General features: G+C 35.7%; 26 protein-coding genes and 2 riboswitches. Of the genes, 16 read left to right on the top strand and 10 right to left on the bottom strand.

The genetic code is table 11. The features are described from left to right. Nucleotides 1–2: 2 nt before the first annotated feature. From CN288_RS03235 to CN288_RS03255, 5 genes are all read right to left on the bottom strand, one after another. Entirely contained in the window at nucleotides 3–515 is a 513-nt protein-coding gene (locus CN288_RS03235; protein ID WP_026590123.1) for a cupin domain-containing protein, read from the bottom strand. Further along, complete coding sequence (locus tag CN288_RS03240; RefSeq protein WP_026590124.1) at nucleotides 493–1,131, bottom strand: methylthioribulose 1-phosphate dehydratase; 639 nt, start codon at nucleotides 1,129–1,131, stop codon at nucleotides 493–495. The genes CN288_RS03235 and CN288_RS03240 overlap by 23 nt, the downstream gene beginning before the upstream one ends. Continuing rightward, nucleotides 1,128–1,787 (bottom strand): 2-hydroxy-3-keto-5-methylthiopentenyl-1-phosphate phosphatase, encoded by a 660-nt coding sequence (locus tag CN288_RS03245; RefSeq protein ID WP_098301801.1) that lies wholly within the window; start codon nucleotides 1,785–1,787, stop codon nucleotides 1,128–1,130. Before CN288_RS03245 ends, CN288_RS03240 begins: the two co-directional genes overlap by 4 nt. Further along, nucleotides 1,784–3,028 (bottom strand): 2,3-diketo-5-methylthiopentyl-1-phosphate enolase, encoded by a 1,245-nt coding sequence (mtnW, locus tag CN288_RS03250; RefSeq protein ID WP_098301802.1) that lies wholly within the window; start codon nucleotides 3,026–3,028, stop codon nucleotides 1,784–1,786. Before mtnW ends, CN288_RS03245 begins: the two co-directional genes overlap by 4 nt. Nucleotides 3,029–3,092: 64 nt before the next feature. Beyond that, nucleotides 3,093–3,198, bottom strand: a riboswitch (SAM riboswitch). 52 nt (nucleotides 3,199–3,250) lie between these two features. Next, nucleotides 3,251–4,441: a pyridoxal phosphate-dependent aminotransferase gene (locus tag CN288_RS03255; protein ID WP_098301803.1), complete on the bottom strand. Its 1,191-nt coding sequence runs from the start codon at nucleotides 4,439–4,441 to the stop codon at nucleotides 3,251–3,253. A gap of 14 nt (nucleotides 4,442–4,455) precedes the next feature. Here CN288_RS03255 and CN288_RS03260 point away from each other — a divergent pair, with 14 nt between their 5' ends. The 4 genes from CN288_RS03260 (at nucleotide 4,456) to CN288_RS03275 (ending at nucleotide 8,098) form a co-directional block, all read left to right on the top strand. Further along, nucleotides 4,456–5,319: a carbon-nitrogen family hydrolase gene (locus CN288_RS03260; RefSeq protein WP_026590128.1), complete on the top strand. Its 864-nt coding sequence runs from the start codon at nucleotides 4,456–4,458 to the stop codon at nucleotides 5,317–5,319. 73 nt (nucleotides 5,320–5,392) lie between these two features. Beyond that, nucleotides 5,393–5,534, top strand: a riboswitch (SAM riboswitch). A gap of 90 nt (nucleotides 5,535–5,624) precedes the next feature. After that, a complete protein-coding gene (gene mtnK / locus CN288_RS03265) occupies nucleotides 5,625–6,809 on the top strand; it encodes an S-methyl-5-thioribose kinase (RefSeq protein WP_098301804.1) in 1,185 nt (394 codons plus the stop codon). Next, nucleotides 6,806–7,867 carry an S-methyl-5-thioribose-1-phosphate isomerase gene (mtnA, locus tag CN288_RS03270; protein WP_098301805.1) on the top strand — a complete coding sequence of 354 codons (1,062 nt, stop codon included), beginning with the start codon at nucleotides 6,806–6,808 and terminating at the stop codon, nucleotides 7,865–7,867. Before mtnK ends, mtnA begins: the two co-directional genes overlap by 4 nt. Nucleotides 7,868–7,936: 69 nt before the next feature. Further along, the gene (locus tag CN288_RS03275) at nucleotides 7,937–8,098 is read left to right on the top strand and encodes a YvrJ family protein (protein ID WP_017151057.1); all 162 of its coding nucleotides are present in this window, start codon (nucleotides 7,937–7,939) and stop codon (nucleotides 8,096–8,098) included. Nucleotides 8,099–8,154: 56 nt separating this feature from the next. On the opposite strand, the gene CN288_RS03280 is transcribed toward CN288_RS03275, so the two are convergent. Continuing rightward, nucleotides 8,155–8,931, bottom strand: coding sequence for a 3-hydroxybutyrate dehydrogenase (locus CN288_RS03280; RefSeq protein WP_026590131.1), 777 nt, complete (start codon nucleotides 8,929–8,931; stop codon nucleotides 8,155–8,157). A 196-nt stretch (nucleotides 8,932–9,127) separates the two neighbouring features. Here CN288_RS03280 and CN288_RS03285 point away from each other — a divergent pair, with 196 nt between their 5' ends. Beyond that, nucleotides 9,128–9,457 (top strand): PadR family transcriptional regulator, encoded by a 330-nt coding sequence (locus CN288_RS03285; protein WP_026590132.1) that lies wholly within the window; start codon nucleotides 9,128–9,130, stop codon nucleotides 9,455–9,457. Between the two features lie 2 nt (nucleotides 9,458–9,459). Next, nucleotides 9,460–10,221 (top strand): DUF1129 domain-containing protein, encoded by a 762-nt coding sequence (locus tag CN288_RS03290; RefSeq protein ID WP_090687339.1) that lies wholly within the window; start codon nucleotides 9,460–9,462, stop codon nucleotides 10,219–10,221. A gap of 126 nt (nucleotides 10,222–10,347) precedes the next feature. On the opposite strand, the gene CN288_RS03295 is transcribed toward CN288_RS03290, so the two are convergent. Beyond that, complete coding sequence (locus tag CN288_RS03295; protein WP_026590134.1) at nucleotides 10,348–10,965, bottom strand: ImmA/IrrE family metallo-endopeptidase; 618 nt, start codon at nucleotides 10,963–10,965, stop codon at nucleotides 10,348–10,350. A 384-nt stretch (nucleotides 10,966–11,349) separates the two neighbouring features. On the opposite strand from CN288_RS03295, the gene CN288_RS03300 reads away from it, so the two are divergent. The 3 genes from CN288_RS03300 (at nucleotide 11,350) to CN288_RS03310 (ending at nucleotide 13,529) form a co-directional block, all read left to right on the top strand. Then, on the top strand, nucleotides 11,350–11,643 hold the full coding sequence (locus CN288_RS03300; RefSeq protein ID WP_026590135.1) for a DUF3928 family protein: 294 nt from the start codon (nucleotides 11,350–11,352) through the stop codon (nucleotides 11,641–11,643). A gap of 119 nt (nucleotides 11,644–11,762) precedes the next feature. Beyond that, nucleotides 11,763–12,212 carry an NUDIX hydrolase gene (locus CN288_RS03305; protein ID WP_026590136.1) on the top strand — a complete coding sequence of 150 codons (450 nt, stop codon included), beginning with the start codon at nucleotides 11,763–11,765 and terminating at the stop codon, nucleotides 12,210–12,212. Nucleotides 12,213–12,353: 141 nt separating this feature from the next. Further along, nucleotides 12,354–13,529, top strand: a complete 1,176-nt coding sequence (locus CN288_RS03310; RefSeq protein ID WP_026590137.1) for an acetyl-CoA C-acetyltransferase — start codon at nucleotides 12,354–12,356, stop codon at nucleotides 13,527–13,529. Between the two features lie 64 nt (nucleotides 13,530–13,593). Here the strand turns inward: CN288_RS03310 and CN288_RS03315 are convergent, their stop codons facing one another. After that, nucleotides 13,594–14,352 (bottom strand): AAA family ATPase, encoded by a 759-nt coding sequence (locus tag CN288_RS03315; RefSeq protein WP_026590138.1) that lies wholly within the window; start codon nucleotides 14,350–14,352, stop codon nucleotides 13,594–13,596. Nucleotides 14,353–14,747: 395 nt separating this feature from the next. On the opposite strand from CN288_RS03315, the gene CN288_RS30165 reads away from it, so the two are divergent. The 3 genes from CN288_RS30165 to CN288_RS03335 all read left to right on the top strand — a co-directional run bounded on the left by CN288_RS30165 (nucleotide 14,748) and on the right by CN288_RS03335 (nucleotide 16,098). Beyond that, nucleotides 14,748–15,041 (top strand): DUF4184 family protein, encoded by a 294-nt coding sequence (locus tag CN288_RS30165; RefSeq protein ID WP_441296543.1) that lies wholly within the window; start codon nucleotides 14,748–14,750, stop codon nucleotides 15,039–15,041. Nucleotides 15,042–15,082: 41 nt separating this feature from the next. Continuing rightward, nucleotides 15,083–15,832 (top strand): hypothetical protein, encoded by a 750-nt coding sequence (locus CN288_RS03330; protein ID WP_098301806.1) that lies wholly within the window; start codon nucleotides 15,083–15,085, stop codon nucleotides 15,830–15,832. A gap of 80 nt (nucleotides 15,833–15,912) precedes the next feature. Continuing rightward, on the top strand, nucleotides 15,913–16,098 hold the full coding sequence (locus tag CN288_RS03335) for a hypothetical protein (RefSeq protein WP_026590140.1): 186 nt from the start codon (nucleotides 15,913–15,915) through the stop codon (nucleotides 16,096–16,098). Nucleotides 16,099–16,132: 34 nt separating this feature from the next. Here CN288_RS03335 and CN288_RS03340 read toward each other — a convergent pair whose 3' ends face one another. Next, a complete protein-coding gene (locus CN288_RS03340) occupies nucleotides 16,133–16,561 on the bottom strand; it encodes a DUF3997 domain-containing protein (protein WP_441296544.1) in 429 nt (142 codons plus the stop codon). A 157-nt stretch (nucleotides 16,562–16,718) separates the two neighbouring features. Between CN288_RS03340 and CN288_RS03345 the strand changes: the two genes are divergently transcribed. The 3 genes from CN288_RS03345 (at nucleotide 16,719) to CN288_RS03355 (ending at nucleotide 18,107) form a co-directional block, all read left to right on the top strand. Further along, nucleotides 16,719–17,174 (top strand): RDD family protein, encoded by a 456-nt coding sequence (locus CN288_RS03345; RefSeq protein WP_026590142.1) that lies wholly within the window; start codon nucleotides 16,719–16,721, stop codon nucleotides 17,172–17,174. A 335-nt stretch (nucleotides 17,175–17,509) separates the two neighbouring features. Next, complete coding sequence (locus tag CN288_RS30170) at nucleotides 17,510–17,608, top strand: hypothetical protein (protein ID WP_026590143.1); 99 nt, start codon at nucleotides 17,510–17,512, stop codon at nucleotides 17,606–17,608. Between the two features lie 22 nt (nucleotides 17,609–17,630). Continuing rightward, nucleotides 17,631–18,107: an SDR family NAD(P)-dependent oxidoreductase gene (locus CN288_RS03355; protein WP_026590144.1), complete on the top strand. Its 477-nt coding sequence runs from the start codon at nucleotides 17,631–17,633 to the stop codon at nucleotides 18,105–18,107. A 73-nt stretch (nucleotides 18,108–18,180) separates the two neighbouring features. On the opposite strand, the gene CN288_RS03360 is transcribed toward CN288_RS03355, so the two are convergent. After that, a complete protein-coding gene (locus tag CN288_RS03360; RefSeq protein WP_090687325.1) occupies nucleotides 18,181–19,281 on the bottom strand; it encodes an ABC transporter ATP-binding protein in 1,101 nt (366 codons plus the stop codon). A 278-nt stretch (nucleotides 19,282–19,559) separates the two neighbouring features. Here CN288_RS03360 and CN288_RS03365 point away from each other — a divergent pair, with 278 nt between their 5' ends. After that, nucleotides 19,560–21,236: an alpha-glucosidase gene (locus tag CN288_RS03365; RefSeq protein WP_026590146.1), complete on the top strand. Its 1,677-nt coding sequence runs from the start codon at nucleotides 19,560–19,562 to the stop codon at nucleotides 21,234–21,236. Nucleotides 21,237–21,255: the final 19 nt, after the last annotated feature.

Genomic DNA, 21,255 nt, shown 5'->3' on the forward strand with positions numbered 1-21,255 from the left:
CCTTAGTAAATAGGAACCCAGCCTTCCGTTGTAACAAAAATACGAATGGCTACAACTTGGCGATCATCTTGTAAAGTAAAATAGTGTCTTGTATTTTCAGGTACAGAGATTAAATCACCAGGCTCAAGCTCAACATCGAAGAAACGATCATCTTTACCCTGGATGGCAAAAATACCATGCCCACTGACAATAAAGCGTACCTCATCGTCAGTATGATGATGCTCTTGTTTAAAGTTAATTAATAACTCATCAAGGCTAGGCGTTGCATTTGATAGGCAAATAACATCTTGTGCTTTATAGCCTCGACGTTCTGAAACATCAGCAATTTCATTGGAGAATACTGTTAAAACCTCTTTTTTGTTTTCATCAGTTAAGGAGTAATTTTCTTCTAAATGAGCAGGAAGTTTTGAAATATCCCATTTCTCATATAAAACGCCTTCTCCTTGTAAAAATTGCTGCACTTCCACTTCATTTTCAATACGGGTATTTATTTCATGAATACGAATTTGCGCCATGGGAAACGCCTCCTTGAATTGATAATAGTTTTATATGAAATTGGAATAAAAACTCATATGCTTCTAGTCTTTTCTTTGCGTCAAAGCTATCTTTTCCCCAAACTGTAATACCATGGTTGCGAATTAGTATGGCTCCAGCGTCACCATGAATATGTTTTCGGAAATCTTCTCCCAACGTTGGAATATGGGCATGATTTTCAATAATCGGAATTTTGATAGAGGCCCCTTCTTCCCATATATTAAGAGCTTTAATGATTTCTTGATTAGAAAATGAAACTTCTTTGTTGTATACGTTTGTAATTACATTGTTATCAATTGTATGGACATGTAAGACACATCCAGCTTCTGTATGATTGTAAATATGAGTATGCAGCAATGTTTCTGCTGAAGGACGTAAATCGGTTTCTAAAACAGCCTTTCCAGTATGATCAACTAATAGAAAATCATCAGGTGTAGTTTTCGTTTTATCTCTTCCACTTGCTGTAATAAGAAAGGTAGTTGGAGCATTGTTTACTTTTATTGAAATGTTTCCGCTTGTAGCAGGAAACCAGTTACGATCCGTTAATTCTTTCTTTAGTTTACTCAATTCTTCCCATTGGCGAAAAAGTTGTTTCATTTTATCACCTCCAACAATTGCTTAATTTCTGTCTGTATGTCATAAAACGTTTCAAATGCCGTATAGGAAATTTGATATTCTCGGCATTTTGTAATGAGAAAATCACGAGCGAATACTTTATCAGCAAGTTTCGCAGCTTGTAAATCTGTAATTGAATCTCCAATTACAATATTAAAATCACCGTTTGAACTTAATTGATGAATCAGTGTCGATTTACAAAGACCGCATTTGTTTTTACAATCTTCATCACACGGATGGGGCCAGTTTACCTGAATTGTTTCCCCCGAAAAATCAGTCGTATTACAATAAATATGATCTGGGTTGATTAATCCTTTGAGGAGAGGGTAGACGAAAAAATCCATTCCTCCGGATATAATATGAAGTGAAATCTGATTTATTTGGACAAATTGTGCAAACTCTGAGAATCCAGCTCGAATCACCGCTGTTTCTTTTATAAAAGTGGTGATGTCATTTTGTAAGCTTGTAGGTAAAAGGGAAAACATCTCTCCAACACCTTCTTGAATAGAAAGTTCTTGTGATAGAATTTTTTGTTTAATCGTTTCAGCTTCTGGTGGAGCGAATTTCTCCATAATAGCAACGATATTATCATTGTTCGTAATCGTACCATCGAAGTCACAAAAAATTTGAAGACTCATAGTGTCACCTTGTGAGATGGATTTCCCCATAATTGCAGTGCAACATGTAAATCAGTGTTACCTGCTTCATGCAATGGTGTTCCTTGCAAAGTAGCATCAATCGCTGCTCGAAATGCTTTTCCACCGCCTTGTGCCCCAGCTGGATGACCATGAATACCACCACCTGCATTAATGACAACATCCTTGCCAAAATCACTAAGGATAAATGGAACAAAACCAGGGTGAATACCGGCCGATGGAACAGGGAAGCTTCGTTTTAAAGACGGATCTTTTTCAATTAGTTCATTTGTAATAAGAAGAGCTTCTTTTTTTTCTAATGCAACACTGCCGTATGGTGATGGAAATAAAGAGAAATCTGCACCAGTATAACGAAGCAGCTTTCCGAGTAGTAATGGATAAGAAAATCCATATAATTCCGATGAAGCGTATGCGCCGCTTACAGCAGGATGTGCCATAATTGGAATAGGTATATCATCGTCCTCAGCAAGTGATTGCAGTACATCTAATCCATATGAGAATACATTGAATAGAAGAATATCTGCACCGGCTGAGGCAGCGCGTTTTGCATTTTCTTTAAGATCATAGGTACGACCCGTTAAATTTACTGCATATAAAGTCTTATGACCGTATGTTTCGTATACGGACTGTAATACTTCTTTTCCAGCAGAAATTCGTTTTGTGAGCGGTGTTAATAAGTTTTCAAATAAGATTTCATCATCTTTTACAATATCTACACCACCAATTGCTTGATCGCGCAGTTGGGTTTTTAAATATCCTATATTGCGACCGATCATTCCCTTGAAAATACTCATCAGAAGTGGACGATCGTGAATATGTAAGAGATTTCGTATTCCCTCAATGCCAAATTTAGGACCAGGGAAATGTTCTTTTAAGTCATCTGAAATTGTTAAATCAATTAGTTTAACTTCGCCATCTAGCGATAATTTTCCAAATGCTGTTGTTAAAATAGCCGGTAAATCCGGGCTGAAATTTACTGATGGATAATGAATTTTAATGAGTCCACGTATTACTTTTTTTCCAAGATACGTATTTACACGCTCTTGCTCTTCCAACTCTTCGACATGAATGACGTTGCCTTTATGTTGTTTTAATTGTTCTTGTAATAAGTGTGGCAGATGAGTCCATGAACCAATTGTCAAACCGAGAGCGATTTGCTCTGCTTTTTGGTTTAAATGAAGAGAATCATCATGGATTAAATAGGTTGCTGTTATTCCGCTCATTTTCATAACCTCCTAGTTAAATAAAAAAACCTCTCAGCTAAGGAGAGGTTTTTTTACAACCAGCTCCTTATCTGTCAGCGTAACGCTGCGAGAATTAGCACCGTGCCTACAATTGTAGATCGGTTGCCGGGTTTCGTCGGGCTCGTCCCTCCACCTGCTCTTGATAAGAAGTATTTTGAAATGTTTTAATTTTTACGATATCTGAATTTTGACAGAGTTTTTTTACGATGTCAACGGTTTTTTGAAAATTTTCAATTTATCGATTCGTTGAATAGCTTCCTGTAGTCGCTCTTCTGTATGTAATAATCCAACACGAACGTAGCCTTCGCCATGTTTCCCGAACCCAATTCCAGGTGCAACTGCTACGTGCGCTTGTTCTAACAATAAGTCAGTAAATTGTTCCGATGTATAACCATTAGGAACGGGAAGCCATGCAAAAAATGATCCATTTGGTGCGAGAACATCCCAGCCAATCGAACAACAAGCTGTAATAAGTGTATTTCTTCGTGATTCATAGCGTTCAACAAGTTCATTCACACAAGTTTGTGAACTTAATAGCGCCTCACAAGCTGCCTCTTGTACAGCACCAAAAATGCTGACGTACATATGGTCTTGCAATACATTGATTGTTTCAATGACACTTTCGTTACCAATAGCAAAGGCGATTCGCCAACCAGCCATATTAAATGTTTTTGACAATGTATAAATCTCAATGCCAACATCTTTTGCACCGTTTGCTTGTAAGAAGCTCGTTGGTTTGTTGCCGTCAAAGCCAATTGCACCATAAGCAAAATCATGCACGACTAAAATATCGTGTTTATTGGCAAAGGAAATTGTTTCTTCAAAAAACTCTCTTGATGCAGTAGCACCAGTCGGGTTATTAGGGTAGTTTAAAAACATTAATTTTGATTGTTTGGCAATAGATTCATCAATTTTTGCATAGTCTGGTAAAAAATTATTTTCTGCTAATAATGGCATTGTTTCAAAGGTTGCTTTTGCTAAAGCGACACCTGATAAATAGTCAGGGTATCCTGGATCGGGTACCAGAATTGTATCATCCGGGTTTGTGAAACAAAGCGGTAATTCAACAAGCCCTGCTTTTCCGCCAAATAAAATAGCTACTTCTGTTTTAGGGTTTACTTTGACTCCGTATTCACGTTCATAGAACGCCGCAAAGGCTTTTTTTAAGCTTTCATGCCCGCGAAATGGTGGATACTTATGGTGAACTGTTTTTTCTGCTGCATGTTGTAAAGCTGTTACGATATGCGGCGGTGTTGGTTGATCTGGATTGCCTTGTCCTAGATTGATAACATCATGACCTGCTTCCACCACTTTGTTAACTTTTGCAACAAGTGAAGCGAAAAACTGTGTTGGTAAGGATGTTACAACCCTGGAAGGTTGAAAATGTTTCATACTTTCCACCTCTTTTGAAAGTTGTTACAATTCTAGTGACAAATAATATAGCCTTTCCAAGTTTTTGTAAAGGGAAAATTGAAAATGAGGTGGATAAAATGAAAATCGCATGTATTCAAATGGATATTGCTTTTGGTGATGTGAAAATAAATATTGGAAATGCAAAGAAAAAAATAGAAGAAGCGATGCAAGGAACACCAGATATTATCGTATTACCTGAACTTTGGACGACTGGTTATGATTTAGAAAGACTTCCGGAAATTGCAGATGGAGATGGGATCCAAACAAAACAGATTCTTTCAGAATGGGCACAGAAATATGATGTAAATATTGTCGGTGGTTCCATTGCGAAGCAAACAGAGCACGGTGTTACAAATACGATGTATATAGTGAATCGTGAGGGGAGACTGCAAAATGAGTATAGCAAGGTCCATTTGTTCCAGTTGATGAATGAACATAACTATTTAATAGGGGGGAGTGAAACAGGAGAATTTACATTGGATGGTGTACAGTGTGGTGGTGTGATTTGTTATGATATTCGTTTTCCAGAATGGATGCGTGTTTATACTGTAAGAGGGGTAAATGTGTTATTCGTTGTAGCAGAATGGCCGCTTGTTCGCTTAGCTCATTGGCGTTTACTCCTTCAAGCAAGAGCGGTTGAAAATCAATGTTATGTGGTTGCGTGTAATAGAGCAGGAGAGGATCCACATAATGTGTTTGCTGGACATTCTCTTATTGTTGATCCATGGGGGGAAATTGTAGTAGAAGCAGGAGAAGAAGAATCAATTTTGCATGGGAAGCTAAACTTAGAAAAAGTTAAAGAAGTGCGTAAGGGAATTCCTGTATTTGCCGATCGACGTCCAGAATTATATAAATAAAAATATTGACAAATGATTTTTATTCTTGTTATAGTCTGTAGCAGAAAGTTAAAAATTCAAATAAATCATGCAACTCTTATCAAGAGCAGGTGGAGGGATTTGGCCCGATGAAACCCAGCAACCGACCGTAATACCATTGCGAGATGGGGCGCTTATGCGCCAAAAAGGCACGGTGCTAATTCCAGCAGAAAGAATAGCTTTCTGACAGATAAGAGGGGAGAAGATAAACTTCAAACCTCTTTCTTCATGGGAAGAGGTTTTTCTTATGATGAAAAGCCTCTGCATTAAAAAAGGGGGATAAGAAAATGGGATATCGTTCATTAACAATAGAAACAGCAGCTCAGTATGTAAAAGAGCATGGATACTTTAGGACAGACGCAAAGCTAACTTGTCATGAAATAGGAGATGGGAACTTGAATTATGTATTCAGGGTCCATGATGGAGAAAGCGGCCTTATCGTAAAACAGGCTCTTCCATATGCAAAAGTCGTTGGAGAAAGCTGGCCACTTTCGGTAAGAAGGGCCACGATTGAAAGTCAAGCATTGCAAGTTTTTGCAAAATACGTACCAGAATATGTACCAAAAGTATATGGTCATGATGAAGAATTAGCTGTGACAGTAATGGAGGATTTATCGGCTTTTACAATTACTCGTAAAGGATTGGTTGAAGGGGAAGAATATCCGCTTTTATCTCAGCATATTGGGCGCTTCTTAGCACATGTTTTGTTTTATACGTCAGATTTTGGCCTACTAGCAGAAGAGAAAAGGGTGTTAGACGGAAAGTTTGTAAATCCTGATCTTTGTAAAATTACAGAAGATCTTGTGTTTACAGATCCGTTTGGAAACTATGAAACAAACGATTATGAGAAAGAATTGCAACCTGTCTTAGATGAACTTTGGTGTGATAAGAAATTAAAATTACAGGTAGCACAGTATAAATATAAATTTTTAACGAGAAAAGAAGCGTTAATTCATGGTGATTTACATACAGGTAGTATTTTTTCATCATCTTCTGAAACGAAGGTAATTGATCCGGAGTTTGCAACATTTGGACCTCTTGGATTTGACCTTGGTCAATTTATTGCAAATTTATTGTTGAATGCACTAGCAAGGGAAGACGAGAAACGAGATATTTTATTCTATCATATTGAAAAAACATGGAGTGATTTTGTAGAAGTATTCACGAAGCTATGGCTATTAGAAGGGATAGAACCGTATACAAAGGAGAAACAATGGCTTGCAATTGTGCTACAAAATATTTTTGCTGACGCAGTTGGATTTGCTGGTTGTGAAATCATTCGTCGAACAATTGGATTAGCACATGTAGTAGATTTAGATGGGATTAAGAATAAAAGTCGAAGAATTCAAGCAAAAAAACAAGCGTTATACTTAGGAAGAGAATTACTATTACATGAAGCAACAAATGCAGATGTTCGTGTGTTTCAAACAATATTTCGATATATTGTTTCTGGAGAGGAGGCAAGAGTATGAGCACAACAGTTGCTGTTCCGCGTTCTGTAAGTTGGAAGGGAGATTCTATTACTTTATTAAATCAAACGAGATTACCACATGTTGTAGAATATAAAACATTGAATAGTATTGAAGATGTATGGAAAAGTATCGTTATGTTAGAAGTACGCGGGGCACCTGCAATTGGTATTACAGCTGCTTTTGGTTTAGCGCTTGCAGCAAAAAAATATAATGCTATGAATATCACTGAGTTTAAAAAAAATTTCAAACGCGATTGTGATTATTTAGCAACCGCACGTCCGACAGCTGTTAATTTATTTTGGGCAATTGATCGTATGAGTAGCTCTATTAAGGAAGCAACAACAATTAAAGAATCGAGAAAAATGTTGGAAGAGGAAGCACTTAAAATTCAGCAAGAAGATGAAAATGTGTGCCGTAGTATTGGGGAACATGCTTTAACTAGATTTAAAGATGGAGATCATATTTTAACGATTTGTAACGCTGGAAGTATTGCTACGGCTCGTTATGGAACAGCACTAGCTCCGTTTTATATTGGAAAGGAGCGTGGGATAAGCTTACATGCTTATGCATGTGAGACAAGACCTGTCTTGCAAGGAGCGCGTCTTACTACATGGGAATTGCAACAAGCTGGTGTTGATGTAACACTCATTACAGACAATATGGCAGCTCATGTGATCCGAAGAAAACATATTACTGCTATAATTGTAGGGGCAGATCGAATTGTCGCGAACGGTGATACAGCAAATAAAATAGGAACCTTGAATTTAGCTATAGTAGCAAAGTATTTTCATATTCCTTTCTATGTTGCTGCTCCACTTTCTACATTTGATATTACGAAGAAAACGGGTGCTGAAATTGTGATTGAAGAACGTGACGAATCTGAAGTTACAAAGATTTTTGGAAAACAAATTGCTCCAAAGGGCGTCAATGTTTATAATCCTGCATTTGATATAACTCCTCATGATCTTATTACGGGAATTATTACTGAAAAGGGAATTCTACAAGGGGATTATGCAGTAGAGATTGCTTTATTATTTGAAAAACAAGCTAATATATAGTAGCTTGTTTTTTTATTGCCAAATTTCCTTTCTTTTGCTTATTTATGTAAAAGAAAGGAGGGGAAGTAGATGGAGGAATGGATATCTATGATCGGTAATGTTGGATTTCCAATCGTTGTGACGTTATATTTACTGCATCGTATTGAAAGTAAATTAGATGGTGTAATTGTTGCAATTGAGAAATTACCACAACAGATGACAAGATATGAAGCTCCGCATGAAACGAAGTGAGGGAAAAGGCTTATGCTTTCAAGAAGCATAAGCCTTTTTTTGCAATCAAAAAAGAGCTACTGTGATGTATAGCCGCCATCTATAACAACAGCCTGACCAGTTACTCCTTTTGTTTTCTCACTTGCTAAAAATAAAGCATAACTAGCAATTTCTTCTACAGCAAGCAATCGTTTTTGTGGTACGAGTGGATAAATAACGTCTTCTAATACACGCTCTAGTGGAACATTTCTTGTTGCTGCTAAATCTTGGAGTTGGTTTCGAACCAGTGGTGTGTCCACATAACCTGGGCAGAGAGCATTTACTGTAATCCCATGGGTAGCTCCCTCTAACGCGGCAACCTTTGTTAAACCAATTACGCCGTGTTTCGCACTATTATAGGCAGCTTTCCCGGCAAATCCGACAAGTCCGTTAATAGAGGCAACATTAATAATCCGCCCATACTTTTGTTTTTTCATAATTGGAAAAGTATGTTTTATGGCAATGAACGGTGCGATCTGCATAATTTTAATAAGAAGTTCAAACTTGTCGGTTGGAAATTCTTCAATTGGTGAGACATGTTGCATACCAGCATTATTTATTAATACATCAAGTGAGCCGAATTTAGTAATAGTTTCAGAAATCGCTTCGGATATTTCTTGCTCAGATGTCACATCGCATCTTAGACCGATTGCCTCATATCCTTCCTTGCGTAACTGTTCAGCAGCTTCTTTTGCACGATCTTCAAGACGATCACTAATCACCACTTTTGCTCCTTCTTTTGCAAATGCATTTCCCATTTCATAACCAATACCACTTGCAGCACCTGTTAAAAAGACGACACGATTTGTAACCATGATGAGAGCACTCCTTTATATATAAGATTTACCTTATTGCTCTATTTAGAGGGAATGTAATGAAAATCCTGCAAAGATTTAGAAAAATATACTGGGCTATCTTGTTTTGCAAAATAGCTTTTGCTATACTATTTTGTAAAGCAAGATACTTATGCTTATCTATCTTGTAAAACAAGATAGAGGGAGGATTTGAATTATGTCGACAAGTCAAATGCTGAAAGGGATTTTAGAAGGCTGTCTCCTTGCAATTATTTCTGAAGGAGAGATATACGGATACGAAATGAGTGAAAAACTAGCTAAGTATGGTTTTACTATGGCAAGTGAAGGAAGTATTTATCCATTATTAATACGGATGCAAAAGGAAGGGCTAATTACGAGCGTAATGAAAGAATCTTCAACTGGTCCGAAGCGAAAATATTACACATTAACAGAAAAAGGTGAAGATGCACTTGATGAATTTATGGAACGCTGGGAAGTGATGCAAAGCAGTGTAGAACGTTTACTAAAAGGAAAGGGGAGAAGATGATAATGCACGTTTCTAAAGAAGGAGAAAAGTTTTTAATAGATATGAAAGTGTATTTGTTAACAAAAGGAATGAAGGAAGAAGATATAAATGCATTTTTAGAAGATGCAGAGCTTCATTTAATTGAAGGAGAGAAACGGGGGAAGAGGGTAAGGGATATTTTTGGAGATTCGCCGAAAGAGTATGCAGATGAATTGGCGAAAGAAATGGAGACAGATAAAGGAGGGAGTATAAGGAGCATTCTGGGGATGATGATTGGGGTTGGTGGATATTGGTTACTAACTAATATTTTGTTTAATAATCCAAATCATCAATTTGCATTAACAAATGTACAATTAATTGGATATCCAATCGTTTTAATGATTACTATTATTGGGACAATTATTGCATTTCGGATGTCGTCTTTCAAAAGCAAATTAAAAGAATTTGGGATTATTTATGCAATAGTGATGATTCCAATTGTATTACTAGTGTTATTAATGTTTGTTAATAAATGGTATGGAACTCCTGTCTTACAATTGTCTACTATGCAAAGCTATATACTAGCTGCAATTATCTTTTTACTACTTATTATTGGCGAAGTATATGCACTTGGCTGGATTGGAATCTTTGTGTTAATTGTTCCATTATCAATTATGTTTGCATTTAAAGAGTTAGGAAAACAAAATCCATACTGGGGAGTGATAGAAGTTTTACTTATGTATGCTAGTTTATATGGATTATTGAGGTGGTCTATGAAAATAGAAGAGCGAAAAAGTGTCAATTAGGGGTATAAGGAAAAAGGCTGCTTTGGGTACATGCGGAAATATCTCCAAAGAAATAGTATACAGGGGTCTTGAGTGAGAGCTGTTTTCTGTGCAGCCAATATATGATTTTAAACAGTAATAGTATTGTTACTGTTTTTTTGTGTGTAATAAAGGGCTTTGCAAAGCGAGATTTTTCTGTTCACTTGTTAATAAAGATTCAATGTGTACTTTGTCAGGACGAGGAACAATTGGATACATGAGATTACTTGAAGAAGGGTGGTGTTCAGATCCGTTTGGAGAATGCGGATCTGCATGGGTAAGCTTTCCGTTAATCCGCCTTGTAAATAAAATATGCCCCATTTCATGTGCAAGTGTATATATATTTTTCATAGGAGAAGCAGCGTTAGTAAGGATGATATAACCTGTAAGGATTTGGTTTATAACAAATGAATAGGCACATGCAATGACGGATTGTTCTTTAAAGTAATTACTTCCGATATAACAAATATAAATATCACAATCGGGAACTTCTGATGAACAGGTGTTAAAAAAGGAAGAAACTTTAGGCTGGTTTCGGACAGAATCCATATAGCTAATTTCACCATCATGAAATTTAAATGCTTCATTTAGTATAATGACATCTTTAATTTGAAATGAAATGGGGTGCCATATTGATTCAGCGATTGCTAAGTCTTTGGCGATACGGTGGTCCTTAATATCGGAGCCTGGGGCAATGCAAATACATATATTTACGTACGGATCCATTAGAAACACCTCAAATGGAAAATAGTTTATTAATATATTATGTGAAAGGAAACGATTGTGTATGGATATAATCCTTATAAATTAGGTGTATTTTGATGGGTTGGAATTGCTGGAAAAATATTGTATACAACGTGTTTTATCCTATGTTAACAGGAAGTAAGACTCTACCTAAAGAAATAAGGTGGGAGAACCGTTTGGAAAAGTCCGATTGATAATGAGTGATTAAAATTTTCTTTTGTGGATAGCTGTGTTTTTAACTGAGAAGATACAAATGAATGAATAATATGGATATAAGAATAAGTGGAAGAAGTCGGAAAATATTCATAGTTTAATTAAATTATATGTTATTCATTCTGATATAGTAAAAGAAAAGGGGGAGAATATATGTACACATTAAAAATTGTGTCAGATCGAGAAGCCGTTTATCAGTTTGCGAGTTATGTAAGAGTGGTACAAGGGGTAGAGGATGTATATGTGGAGGTTGGAGAAACCTTATATGAACATCCACTTATGAAATTTTATGTACATGTAATGATTAAAGAGACATATGAAAAGCAAAAGGCATTACAAGAAATCTCTCGATTAGTAGAATTAGGACGTTTTACATATGTTCATTATAGAAATGAAGAGATTGAAAAGGCATTTGAAGCAGTTAAATATGAAAGTTTTCGAAAATAAAAGTAATGAAAAGGGAGCGAATGCTCCCTTTTTTTGCTAGTAGGAATATTTTTTTCATCACACAAAAAAATAAGAAAGTTTGCTATGATAAGGAAGGATGAGGAAAGGAGAGGTTTGCAATGGGGTATATTGAAGAATTAAGAAAATCAGTCGGTACAAGGCCGTTAATTCTTGTAGGATCGGCAGTAATTGTTTTAAATGAAAAACAAGAAGTATTGCTTCAATATCGTTCGGATACATATGATTGGGGTGTACCAGGTGGTGCAATGGAGTTAGGTGAAACAACGGAAGAAACGGCTCGGCGAGAGTTCTTTGAAGAAACAGGATTAGAAGTGAAGACGTTGCAATTTCTTGGTGTTCTTTCTGGGAAAGATGTATATTATCGCTATCCAAATGGGGATGAAATTTATAATGTGATTCATCTATACCAAGCGCATCATATAAGTGGTGAAATAGAGCTTGATGAAGAAAGTCTGGATCTTAAGTATTTTCCAGCTGAAAAATTACCTAATTTAAATAAAACAACAGAGAAAATTTTGCAAAAATTTTTATACGCATTGACCGAATAGAGAGGAAGATTCTCTCTATTTTTATTATATTAAATTTTTTGATTTTTCTGGTATGTTTGTAGTATGATAAATTTAGATATACATCTTATGTTATTCCATCCAAAAACTTACTAGGGTACATAAGAGAGGGGCAAGTGCAAGATGCATAATGTGGTCATTACAGCTGCAGTTCGTTCGCCAATTGGAACTTTTGGGGGAGCGCTAAAAAATGTAACACCAGTAGAATTAGTTGTTCCTGTACTTCAAGAAGCTGTTAAAAGAGGTGGAGTAGAACCTCATGAAGTGGATGAAGTCATTTTAGGACATTGTATTCAAAGAACAGATGAAGCAAATACAGCGCGAACAGCTGCATTAGCAGCAGGATTTCCAGAAACGGTTACAGGTTATACGATTCAGCGTCAATGTTCTTCAGGTATGCAAGCGATTATGTCAGCAGCAATGCAAATTCAGTTAGGTGTAAGTGAGGTTGTTATTGCGGGTGGAGTAGAAGCGATGAGCTCAAGTCCTTATGCATTAAAACAACACCGATGGGGACAGCGTCTTCAACATGGAGAGATTCGTGATACGGTGTGGGAAGTTTTAGAAGATCCAATCCACCATATTATGATGGGGGAAACAGCGGAAAATTTAGTTGAGCAATATGAAATTACAAGAGAGGAACAAGATGAAGTTGCGTTGCGTAGTCATCAATTAGCTCTTCAGGCAATTGAATCAGGTTATTTTGATGATCAAATTGTTCCTATTATAATAAAAGAGCGTAGAAAAGAAGTAGTATTTTCAAAAGATGAACATCCACGTGCAGATATTACAGCTGAAAAATTGGCGGGGTTAAAGCCAGCATTTCGTAAAGGTGGATCAGTAACTGCAGGGAATGCATCAGGTATTAATGATGGAAGTGCGGTTTTAGTATTAATGAGTGAAGAAAAGGCTAGGGAGAAAGGCTTACAACCATTAGCTAGAATCGTTGGTTATTCTGTAGCTGGGGTAGATCCGAAAATTATGGGGATTGGTCCAGCACCAGCAATTCGTAAAGGTTTAGAGAAAGTAAATTGGTTATTAGAAGATGCTGATTTATTAGAAATCAATGAAGCCTTTGCGGCACAATACTTAGCGGTTGAGAAGGAACTGGGCTTAAACCGTGAGAAAGTAAATGTCAACGGAAGTGGTGTTGGACTTGGGCATCCAATTGGTTGTACAGGTGCACGTATTACGGTAAGTTTAATTCACGAATTAAAAAGAAGAGGTTTAGAAAAAGGAATTGCATCCCTTTGTGTCGGTGGTGGCATTGGGGTAGCGTTATTTATAGAAGCACTATAAAAAAGAAGAGGCAGCTTGCTGCTTCTTCTTTTTTGGATATCAACGAGCAATATTATCTTTTGCTTTATGATTGGAACAAATGATGAAACAAGCGATCTCGATTCTCGAAAAAGAGTTTCATCGTTTGATAATGCTCAGTTTCCTCTAGGGTTGTTTCAGTGATTCCTTCTTGTGAGAACGAATATATACTCGACTCTGGATAGGCCATCAAAATAGGAGAGTGGGTAGCGATAATGAATTGTGCTCCTTGTTCTGCTAACTCGTGCATACGAATTAGCATAGAAAGCTGTCTCATTGGAGATAAAGCTGCTTCAGGCTCGTCTAAAATGTATAAGCTTTGTCCTGAAAAGCGATTCATAAATAAAGAAAAGAATGATTCACCATGAGATTGATCATGTAGGGATATACCTCCGTATGAATCGATGATCTTATTCCCTAAAGCTGCATCCTCATTTGTGTCAATCTTATCAATGTAAGAAGCAACGTTATAAAACGACTCCGCGCGTAGAAAGAATCCATCTTTTGGTGCAACAAAGCTTTTTGCTACTCGAATATATTTGTGTAAGGGTGAGTGCGAATCATGAGTAGCAAAACGAAAATTTTTTGTTCCACCTTCTGCATTAAACCCTAAAGCGATGGCTAAGGCTTCTAACAATGTAGATTTCCCAGTTCCGTTCTCTCCAATAATAAATGTGACATTAGGGTGGAAATCGAGTGATTGTAGTGTTCGGATGGCAGGCAAACAATATGGATACACGGAAAAAGTAGGAATATGTTCTTTTTGTAAGGAGATGCTCTTTAGAAAGGTTGTATGTTCATTCAAACTATATACCTCAATTCGTTGAAGATTTTGTTTCTAATATAGAAGCAAATACAAGAGTCAGACAACTTGCAAATAAAATAACAAATTGTAAAGTAGAGAAACCTAACTCGCCCCAGTCATATGTGTTTCTATTTATAATAAAACTTAGTAAACTTGGAATATACTGTGCTATTTTTATATGTTTCCATAGAAAAAATACAAGTATGAGTGTCAACATCATGTCACTTAATTATTTCCTAAAAATTACATTTAGATTATATCATTTAAAGTATAGATATTCCAATGTCAAAATAAGTATTGCATATAAAGAATCGATATCGTTATGATAGAGGATGTCTTACATAGGAAGATTTTTTAGTTTCAGAAGGAAAGTAACATAGGCTGTATTTGCACATCTGACTGCTGTCATTCCTTTTTGCATGAAACCAAGATATGTTTCAGTGACAGCATTAGTATTAGGAAGCATGGCGCCCGATTTTGAATATGTTTTACATTTTCAGCCGAACGGTGTCATTGGACATATATGGTTAGGTTTTTTATTTGAACTTACTGCTTGGCGTGTTTACTGCTCATGCATTCTTAGACCTGTATTTTCAAATTTTACAAATCGGGAGTATAATAGTATCCAGAATTACAAGTGTTTTTTGGGGATATTCATTGTTTCAGCAGTATATAAAGTAAAGGAATAATCTAGTTAATTATGAATAAGAGTGTTAGGAGTAATAAGAAGATGAAAGTATGGAAAAGTATTTGTATTTTATGTAGTTCTATCGTTTTGCTCAGTGGATGTTTTCAAAAGGAAGAAAAAAAAGAGGTAAAGAAAGAAACTATTCCAGAAACAACTGAGTATGGTGGCAAGAAATTAAAGAAAGTTGGACAGGCTGTAAAAGAAAAAGGATGGGGTACATTTAAATTAGAACAACTAAAACATGTGAATCAAACATTTGAAGTACTTCCAATGAAAATTCATGTGCAAGATGTAAAAGTTATCGCATTATCACAAATGAGTCAAGATGCAAAAGATACATTGAAGGTATATACAGCATTAACTCCAGAGGAAGTGCAGCGTAGACTTGGAGATAAAGTTAATCGAGAAGATGCTGAGTTGTACGCTTCGTTAAGTGGAAAAGATATTGCAGATAAAGTGCGCTATGTGGAAATTACATATAAGGTAGAAAATAGCGGAGATAAAGACATGCAGTTTTTCTCTATAAATGATGTCACGATTAATGGAACACAGCAATTCAATGTCCCAAAACAAAACTTCTTATATGAAGAGGATACGCTTGTAGACACGAAAAATGTTACAAAAGAAGAGTATAAGCGAGGTGAAACAAGGGAAGGGATAATTGGATTAATACTCGATGATGAGAACAAAGAGATTACTCAAATCGCATTTACAACTGATGTTCTTGTATCGAATGAAACACATGACATTGTTGCAGAACCGCAAACATTTAACATCTCACTGTCTAAGTGAGATGTTTTTTGTATAGAAAATGAACAGGAAATTTGTCAAATCAAAGCGAATGTATTATAAAGTGCAAAGGGGGAAGAAAAATGGAAAAAAGATGTTACGAATGTGGTAGTAAAGAAATAGAAAAAGGAACGATAGCACCAGACCAAAAAAACTATCTTACTTTATTTGCACAAACAGTCGCTGAGGTAGAAATTTGTAAAAAATGCGGTACTGTTATCACGATAAAAGAGGAACATCCAAGTTATCAAAATCAACAAATGGACTGAAAAAGTATACCATTTTTGAAACAAACAGCCGTTTTTATGTGCTTGAGGACTGTTTGTTTTGTTCGTTTAAATAAGTTTCTATGGCTTGTAATTGTTCAGAAATTCGAAATGCTTCTTTTTGTTCCTGAAATTGCTTTTCATTATAAGGACCAAAGCGACGATTGTTGTTCATATCAATAATCCAATAATATTCGCTCTGCTTATTTGTAATACTAGATTCTGGGTTGTTTGGGTCAGATTTTTCTTCAATTTGTTTTGCAATAATATATATATCGTCCCAAGCAATTTCTACAATTTTAGCTGGGACATATTGTGTAGCATATACAGCATCTTGTGTTGGGAAAAGTTCAAATGCATTTTTGGAAGTTTTTACTAGTTCATATTCGTCATTGATGGTGTAAGCTGAATGGCTATTAGAGTTTGTTGTGCAACCAGTCAATAATATAATGGCGATTACGGTCATTAATCGCTTCAATATGAGGCCCTCCTTATAAAATGCTTGTTGTAAACACATTGTACAAGAAAAGGAAAAGAAACGCCAATATATGAGTTATTTACAATGGTTTTTAGAAATGGTACTATGAGACAGGTAAAGTAGGATACAAAGGAGTCGACATAAAATGAAGTTAAAGATGCATCGTCCAGCGGTGGTAATGAATCGCATAGGTGCTTCCATTATCGATATGTTTCTAATCTCGGTGATGTATGGGGCGGTTGTGGCAATTGTAACGGGAAATTATGGAGCCATTTTCAATCGCTTTAATATAAGCTTAGGTGATTATCGATATGATCTTGCGCTTGTTTTAATATTAATGGCTATATATTTTATTCTTGTTCCATTTATATGGAACGGTTGTACAATTGGTAAGAAAATAACAAGAATAAGACTTATATCATTAACAAGTGAAAAGTTAACAATTCAAACGATAACAATACGTTTCTTTGTATTGTTATTACCGAACATATTGCTACTTGGAATACCATCTATTTGTAATGTATACATGATGTTGTTCCGTCATGATAATTGTGGTTTCCATGATATAATTATGAAAACGAAAGTGATGAGTCTTGTTTAAAGAATAATAGAATAGAAAGATAAAGGATTATATTTTGTAGTTCTTCCTTTTTGAGTGACAATATGTTATTCAAAAAGGAAGAAATTTAGGAGATGTAAAAAAATTCTATACACTTTTAAATTTTTACAAAATTCGATGAATTTAATTGATATAATGGAGTTCATATAGGGCGGACATCTCCTATATAGTACCCTCCATATTGATGTAGGATATGTTAGAAAGTAAGCGAAGGCAAACTTTTTAACATATTCTATTTTTTTGTACATTAGATTGAAAATTAAGAAAATGATATAATAAATGGAACAATCATGTTATATAACAAAGGGGTGATCAAAATGACGGGCAGTAGCTTGCTTTTTTGGGTGATACTTATTTTTATCGGTCTAGCTTTTGATCAATATAACAGTAAGAAAAAAGAGAAAACAAAAAGGTGAACGCATACAAGTTGTAATGACGATGAAGCTTGCAGGAAAAGTTGCCGTTGTAACTGGCGGTGGCATCGGTATTGGACGTAGTACAGCTCTTTTGTTGGCAGAACAAGGTGCAAAAGTAATTGTGACGGATATTGATCAGGAAAATGGACAAGCAACAGCGGAGAAAATTGTAGAATTAGGTGGAGAGGCGCTTTTTGTAACCCATGATATGGCGAAACAAAGAGATCGGCAACGTGTTATCGAAGTGGCTATTGACGCTTATAATCGTATTGATGTGCTCTTTAACAATGCTGGATTATATAAAATAGATTCTAATTTTTCACGTCAACAAGAGAACGATTCCAATATACTTTGTATTAATGACGTTTGGATAGAAATAAAGCAATTGACGTCATCTTTTATGAAACAGCAAGAAGAAGTAACACTAACTAATTTACCTGTTTTTGGTATTTTAAGTGCGGAAAAACGGTCATTTCATGCAGCAGGAACCCTAATATAATAATAGAAAACCGCCCCAAAAATATATGCGGACGGTTTTCTTGTATCTGTTTGAGGTGAAGAAAAGCGATATTTTAGCGAATACGTTTTTCTGTTTTACTATCAAAGAAATGTGCCTTATTCATATCGAATGCAAGTTTGATTTGATCACCATGTGTAAAGGTATGTCTTGCATCAACACGGGCTGCAAAATCTTGATTTCCAAGTTTCATATATAAAATAGATTCTGCACCTAATAGTTCGGCAACTACAATTTGAGTTGTAAATGTTGTGCCTTGTGAAGCCTCTAAAAATAGAAGTTCATCATGGATATCTTCTGGACGTATTCCTAAGACAATTTCTTGATTCACATAGCCTTGTTCACGTAATAATTTCATTTTGCCTTCAGATACTTTGATAGTTATTTTATCATCTATAACAAAGTCTTGTTCTGTTAATTTACCACGGAAGAAATTCATTGCAGGTGAGCCGATAAATCCACCAACGAAAATGTTTTCAGGTGTTTCATATACTTCTTTTGGTGAACCTATTTGCTGGATTTTTCCATCTTTCATAACGACAAGGCGTGAAGCCATTGTCATCGCTTCTGTTTGATCATGTGTTACATAAATTGTTGTTGTTCCAAGCCTTTGATGTAGTTTAGAAATTTCTGAGCGCATTGCTACACGTAATTTTGCATCTAGATTTGATAACGGCTCGTCCATTAAGAAAACTTTTGCGTCACGGACAATCGCACGACCTAACGCAACACGTTGACGCTGTCCGCCAGATAATGCTTTTGGTTTTCGGTTTAAATACTCCGAAAGCCCTAAAATTTGCGCTGCGTCTTTTACACGGCGATCAATTTCGTCTTTTGGGATTTTACGAAGCTTTAATCCAAATGCCATGTTATCGTAAACGCTCATATGTGGATAGAGAGCGTAGTTTTGAAAGACCATTGCGATATCGCGATCTTTGGGAGGAATATCATTCATTACTTTACCATCAATAGAAAATTCCCCTTTTGAAATATCTTCAAGTCCAGCTACCATTCGTAATGTCGTCGATTTTCCACATCCGGATGGACCAACGAAAACAATGAACTCTTTATCTTGAATGTGTAAATTGAAGTTTGTTACTGCTGTTACGTTATTGTCATAAATTTTATAAATATTTTCTAACTTTAGTTCTGCCATGACTTTTCCTCCTAGAAAAATTATGCAAACGTTTTCTTTGAATTTATTATAAACGAATGTTTTTGAAAAATAAATAAAAATGATACAAAAAAATAAAACGTTTTCATGAATAGAGTAAAATATTTAATAAATAAAGCCTTTTATCTATGTAAACTGACTAAATGAAAAGAGAAAAATGTAAGCGCTATTTTCAATTCTTATAAAATCTGCTATCATTCATTAATGAAAACGTTTGCGCCTGGGATTTTTTGATAAGAAAAATGAAATGGGGTAGCATGATGAGAAAACAATGGTGGAAAGAAAGTGTTGTATATCAAATTTATCCACGTAGTTTTATGGATAGTAATGGTGATGGGATTGGTGACCTTCGTGGAATAATTTCAAAGCTTGATTATTTACAGGAACTAGGTATAGATGTTATTTGGCTATCACCAGTCTATGAATCTCCAAATGATGATAATGGCTATGATATTAGCGATTATCGAAAGATTATGGATGAGTTTGGAACAATGAACGATTGGGACGAATTATTAAACGAAATGCATAAACGTAATATGAAATTAATGATGGATTTAGTTGTTAACCATACTTCTGATGAACATAATTGGTTTATCGAATCTCGCAAGTCAAAAGATAACCCGTATCGAGATTACTATATTTGGCGCCCTGGTACAGAGGGAAAAGAGCCAAATAATTGGGGAGCAGCTTTTAGTGGATCTGCTTGGCAGTATGATGAAGCGACAGATGAATATTATTTACACTTATTCTCTAAAAAGCAACCTGATTTAAATTGGGATAATGAAGTGGTACGAAAAGACGTTTATGAAATGATGGAGTTTTGGCTTGAAAAAGGAATTGATGGTTTCCGTATGGATGTGATTAACTTTATTTCTAAAACAGAGGGATTACCAACTGTGAAAACAGACAAAGAAGGTTATGTTTCAGGCCATCAATACTTTATGAATGGACCGAACATTCACACGTACTTACATGAAATGAATCAGAAGGTATTGTCAAAATACGATGTTATGACAGTTGGTGAAATGCCAGGTGTAACAACAGAGGAAGCTAAACTTTATACAGCAGAAGAACGTCAAGAATTACAAATGGTATTTCAGTTTGAACATATGGATTTAGATTCTGGAGAAGGGGGGAAATGGGACGTAAAGCCGTGTTCACTCCTTACGTTAAAGCAGAATTTGACAAAATGGCAGAAAGCTTTAGAACAAACGGGATGGAATAGTCTGTATTGGAATAATCATGACCAGCCTCGTGTGGTCTCTCGCTTTGGTAATGATAAAGCATATCGCATAGAATCAGCGAAAATGTTAGCGACGGTACTTCATATGATGAAAGGCACTCCTTATATTTACCAAGGAGAAGAAATTGGGATGACAAATGTTCACTTTGATTCGATTGATAAGTACCGAGATATTGAAACGCTGAATATGTACCGTGAAAAAGTAATAGAGAGTGGTGAAGATGAAGAACAAGTAATGCAATCGATTTATATAAAAGGGCGAGATAATGCGAGAACACCCATGCAGTGGAATGCAACGGAATACGCTGGATTTACTACCGGGGAACCATGGATTGGATTAAACCCTAATTATAAAGAAATCAATGTAGAACAAGCATTACAAGATTCAAACTCTATTTTTTATTACTACAAGAAATTGATTGAGCTTCGTAAAAAACATGAAATCATTGTGTATGGTACATATGATTTGATTTTAGAGGATCATCCATCTGTTTTTGCTTATATAAGAAAATGGAAAGATGAAGAATTACTGGTGATTGCGAACTTTACTGAGGATGAGTGTGTATTTAAAATACCGAAAGAGATAACTTATAATAGTTCAGAATTATTAATACACAATTATGATGTGCAAGGTGAAATAATTGAGAGTATTGATTTACGGCCATATGAAGCGAGAGTGTATAAATTAAGATAATGAACAACACCCCTTTTAA

Origin of the sequence: Bacillus sp. AFS023182, assembly GCF_002560575.1 — a bacterium.
Lineage (GTDB): Bacteria > Bacillota > Bacilli > Bacillales > Bacillaceae_G > Bacillus_A > Bacillus_A arachidis.

Bases quoted from the DNA above. Each gene is read 5' to 3' on its own strand.
- CN288_RS03295 (WP_026590134.1), bottom strand. From the start codon at position 10,965: ATGGATCCGTACGTAAATATATGTATTTGCATTGCCCCAGGCTCCGAT.
- CN288_RS03340 (WP_441296544.1), bottom strand. From the start codon at position 16,561: ATGACCGTAATCGCCATTATATTATTGACTGGTTGCACAACAAACTCT.
- mtnA (WP_098301805.1), top strand. From the start codon at position 6,806: ATGAGCACAACAGTTGCTGTTCCGCGTTCTGTAAGTTGGAAGGGAGAT.
- CN288_RS03355 (WP_026590144.1), top strand. From the start codon at position 17,631: ATGAAGCTTGCAGGAAAAGTTGCCGTTGTAACTGGCGGTGGCATCGGT.
- CN288_RS03285 (WP_026590132.1), top strand. From the start codon at position 9,128: ATGTCGACAAGTCAAATGCTGAAAGGGATTTTAGAAGGCTGTCTCCTT.
- CN288_RS03255 (WP_098301803.1), bottom strand. From the start codon at position 4,441: ATGAAACATTTTCAACCTTCCAGGGTTGTAACATCCTTACCAACACAG.
- CN288_RS03280 (WP_026590131.1), bottom strand. From the start codon at position 8,931: ATGGTTACAAATCGTGTCGTCTTTTTAACAGGTGCTGCAAGTGGTATT.
- CN288_RS30170 (WP_026590143.1), top strand. From the start codon at position 17,510: ATGACGGGCAGTAGCTTGCTTTTTTGGGTGATACTTATTTTTATCGGT.
- CN288_RS03300 (WP_026590135.1), top strand. From the start codon at position 11,350: ATGTACACATTAAAAATTGTGTCAGATCGAGAAGCCGTTTATCAGTTT.
- mtnW (WP_098301802.1), bottom strand. From the start codon at position 3,028: ATGAGCGGAATAACAGCAACCTATTTAATCCATGATGATTCTCTTCAT.
- CN288_RS03305 (WP_026590136.1), top strand. From the start codon at position 11,763: ATGGGGTATATTGAAGAATTAAGAAAATCAGTCGGTACAAGGCCGTTA.
- CN288_RS03310 (WP_026590137.1), top strand. From the start codon at position 12,354: ATGCATAATGTGGTCATTACAGCTGCAGTTCGTTCGCCAATTGGAACT.
- CN288_RS03365 (WP_026590146.1), top strand. From the start codon at position 19,560: ATGAGAAAACAATGGTGGAAAGAAAGTGTTGTATATCAAATTTATCCA.
- CN288_RS03240 (WP_026590124.1), bottom strand. From the start codon at position 1,131: ATGAAACAACTTTTTCGCCAATGGGAAGAATTGAGTAAACTAAAGAAA.
- CN288_RS03360 (WP_090687325.1), bottom strand. From the start codon at position 19,281: ATGGCAGAACTAAAGTTAGAAAATATTTATAAAATTTATGACAATAAC.
- CN288_RS03275 (WP_017151057.1), top strand. From the start codon at position 7,937: ATGGAGGAATGGATATCTATGATCGGTAATGTTGGATTTCCAATCGTT.
- mtnK (WP_098301804.1), top strand. From the start codon at position 5,625: ATGGGATATCGTTCATTAACAATAGAAACAGCAGCTCAGTATGTAAAA.
- CN288_RS03235 (WP_026590123.1), bottom strand. From the start codon at position 515: ATGGCGCAAATTCGTATTCATGAAATAAATACCCGTATTGAAAATGAA.
- CN288_RS03335 (WP_026590140.1), top strand. From the start codon at position 15,913: ATGGAAAAAAGATGTTACGAATGTGGTAGTAAAGAAATAGAAAAAGGA.
- CN288_RS03290 (WP_090687339.1), top strand. From the start codon at position 9,460: ATGCACGTTTCTAAAGAAGGAGAAAAGTTTTTAATAGATATGAAAGTG.
- CN288_RS03345 (WP_026590142.1), top strand. From the start codon at position 16,719: ATGAAGTTAAAGATGCATCGTCCAGCGGTGGTAATGAATCGCATAGGT.
- CN288_RS03245 (WP_098301801.1), bottom strand. From the start codon at position 1,787: ATGAGTCTTCAAATTTTTTGTGACTTCGATGGTACGATTACGAACAAT.
- CN288_RS03330 (WP_098301806.1), top strand. From the start codon at position 15,083: ATGAAAGTATGGAAAAGTATTTGTATTTTATGTAGTTCTATCGTTTTG.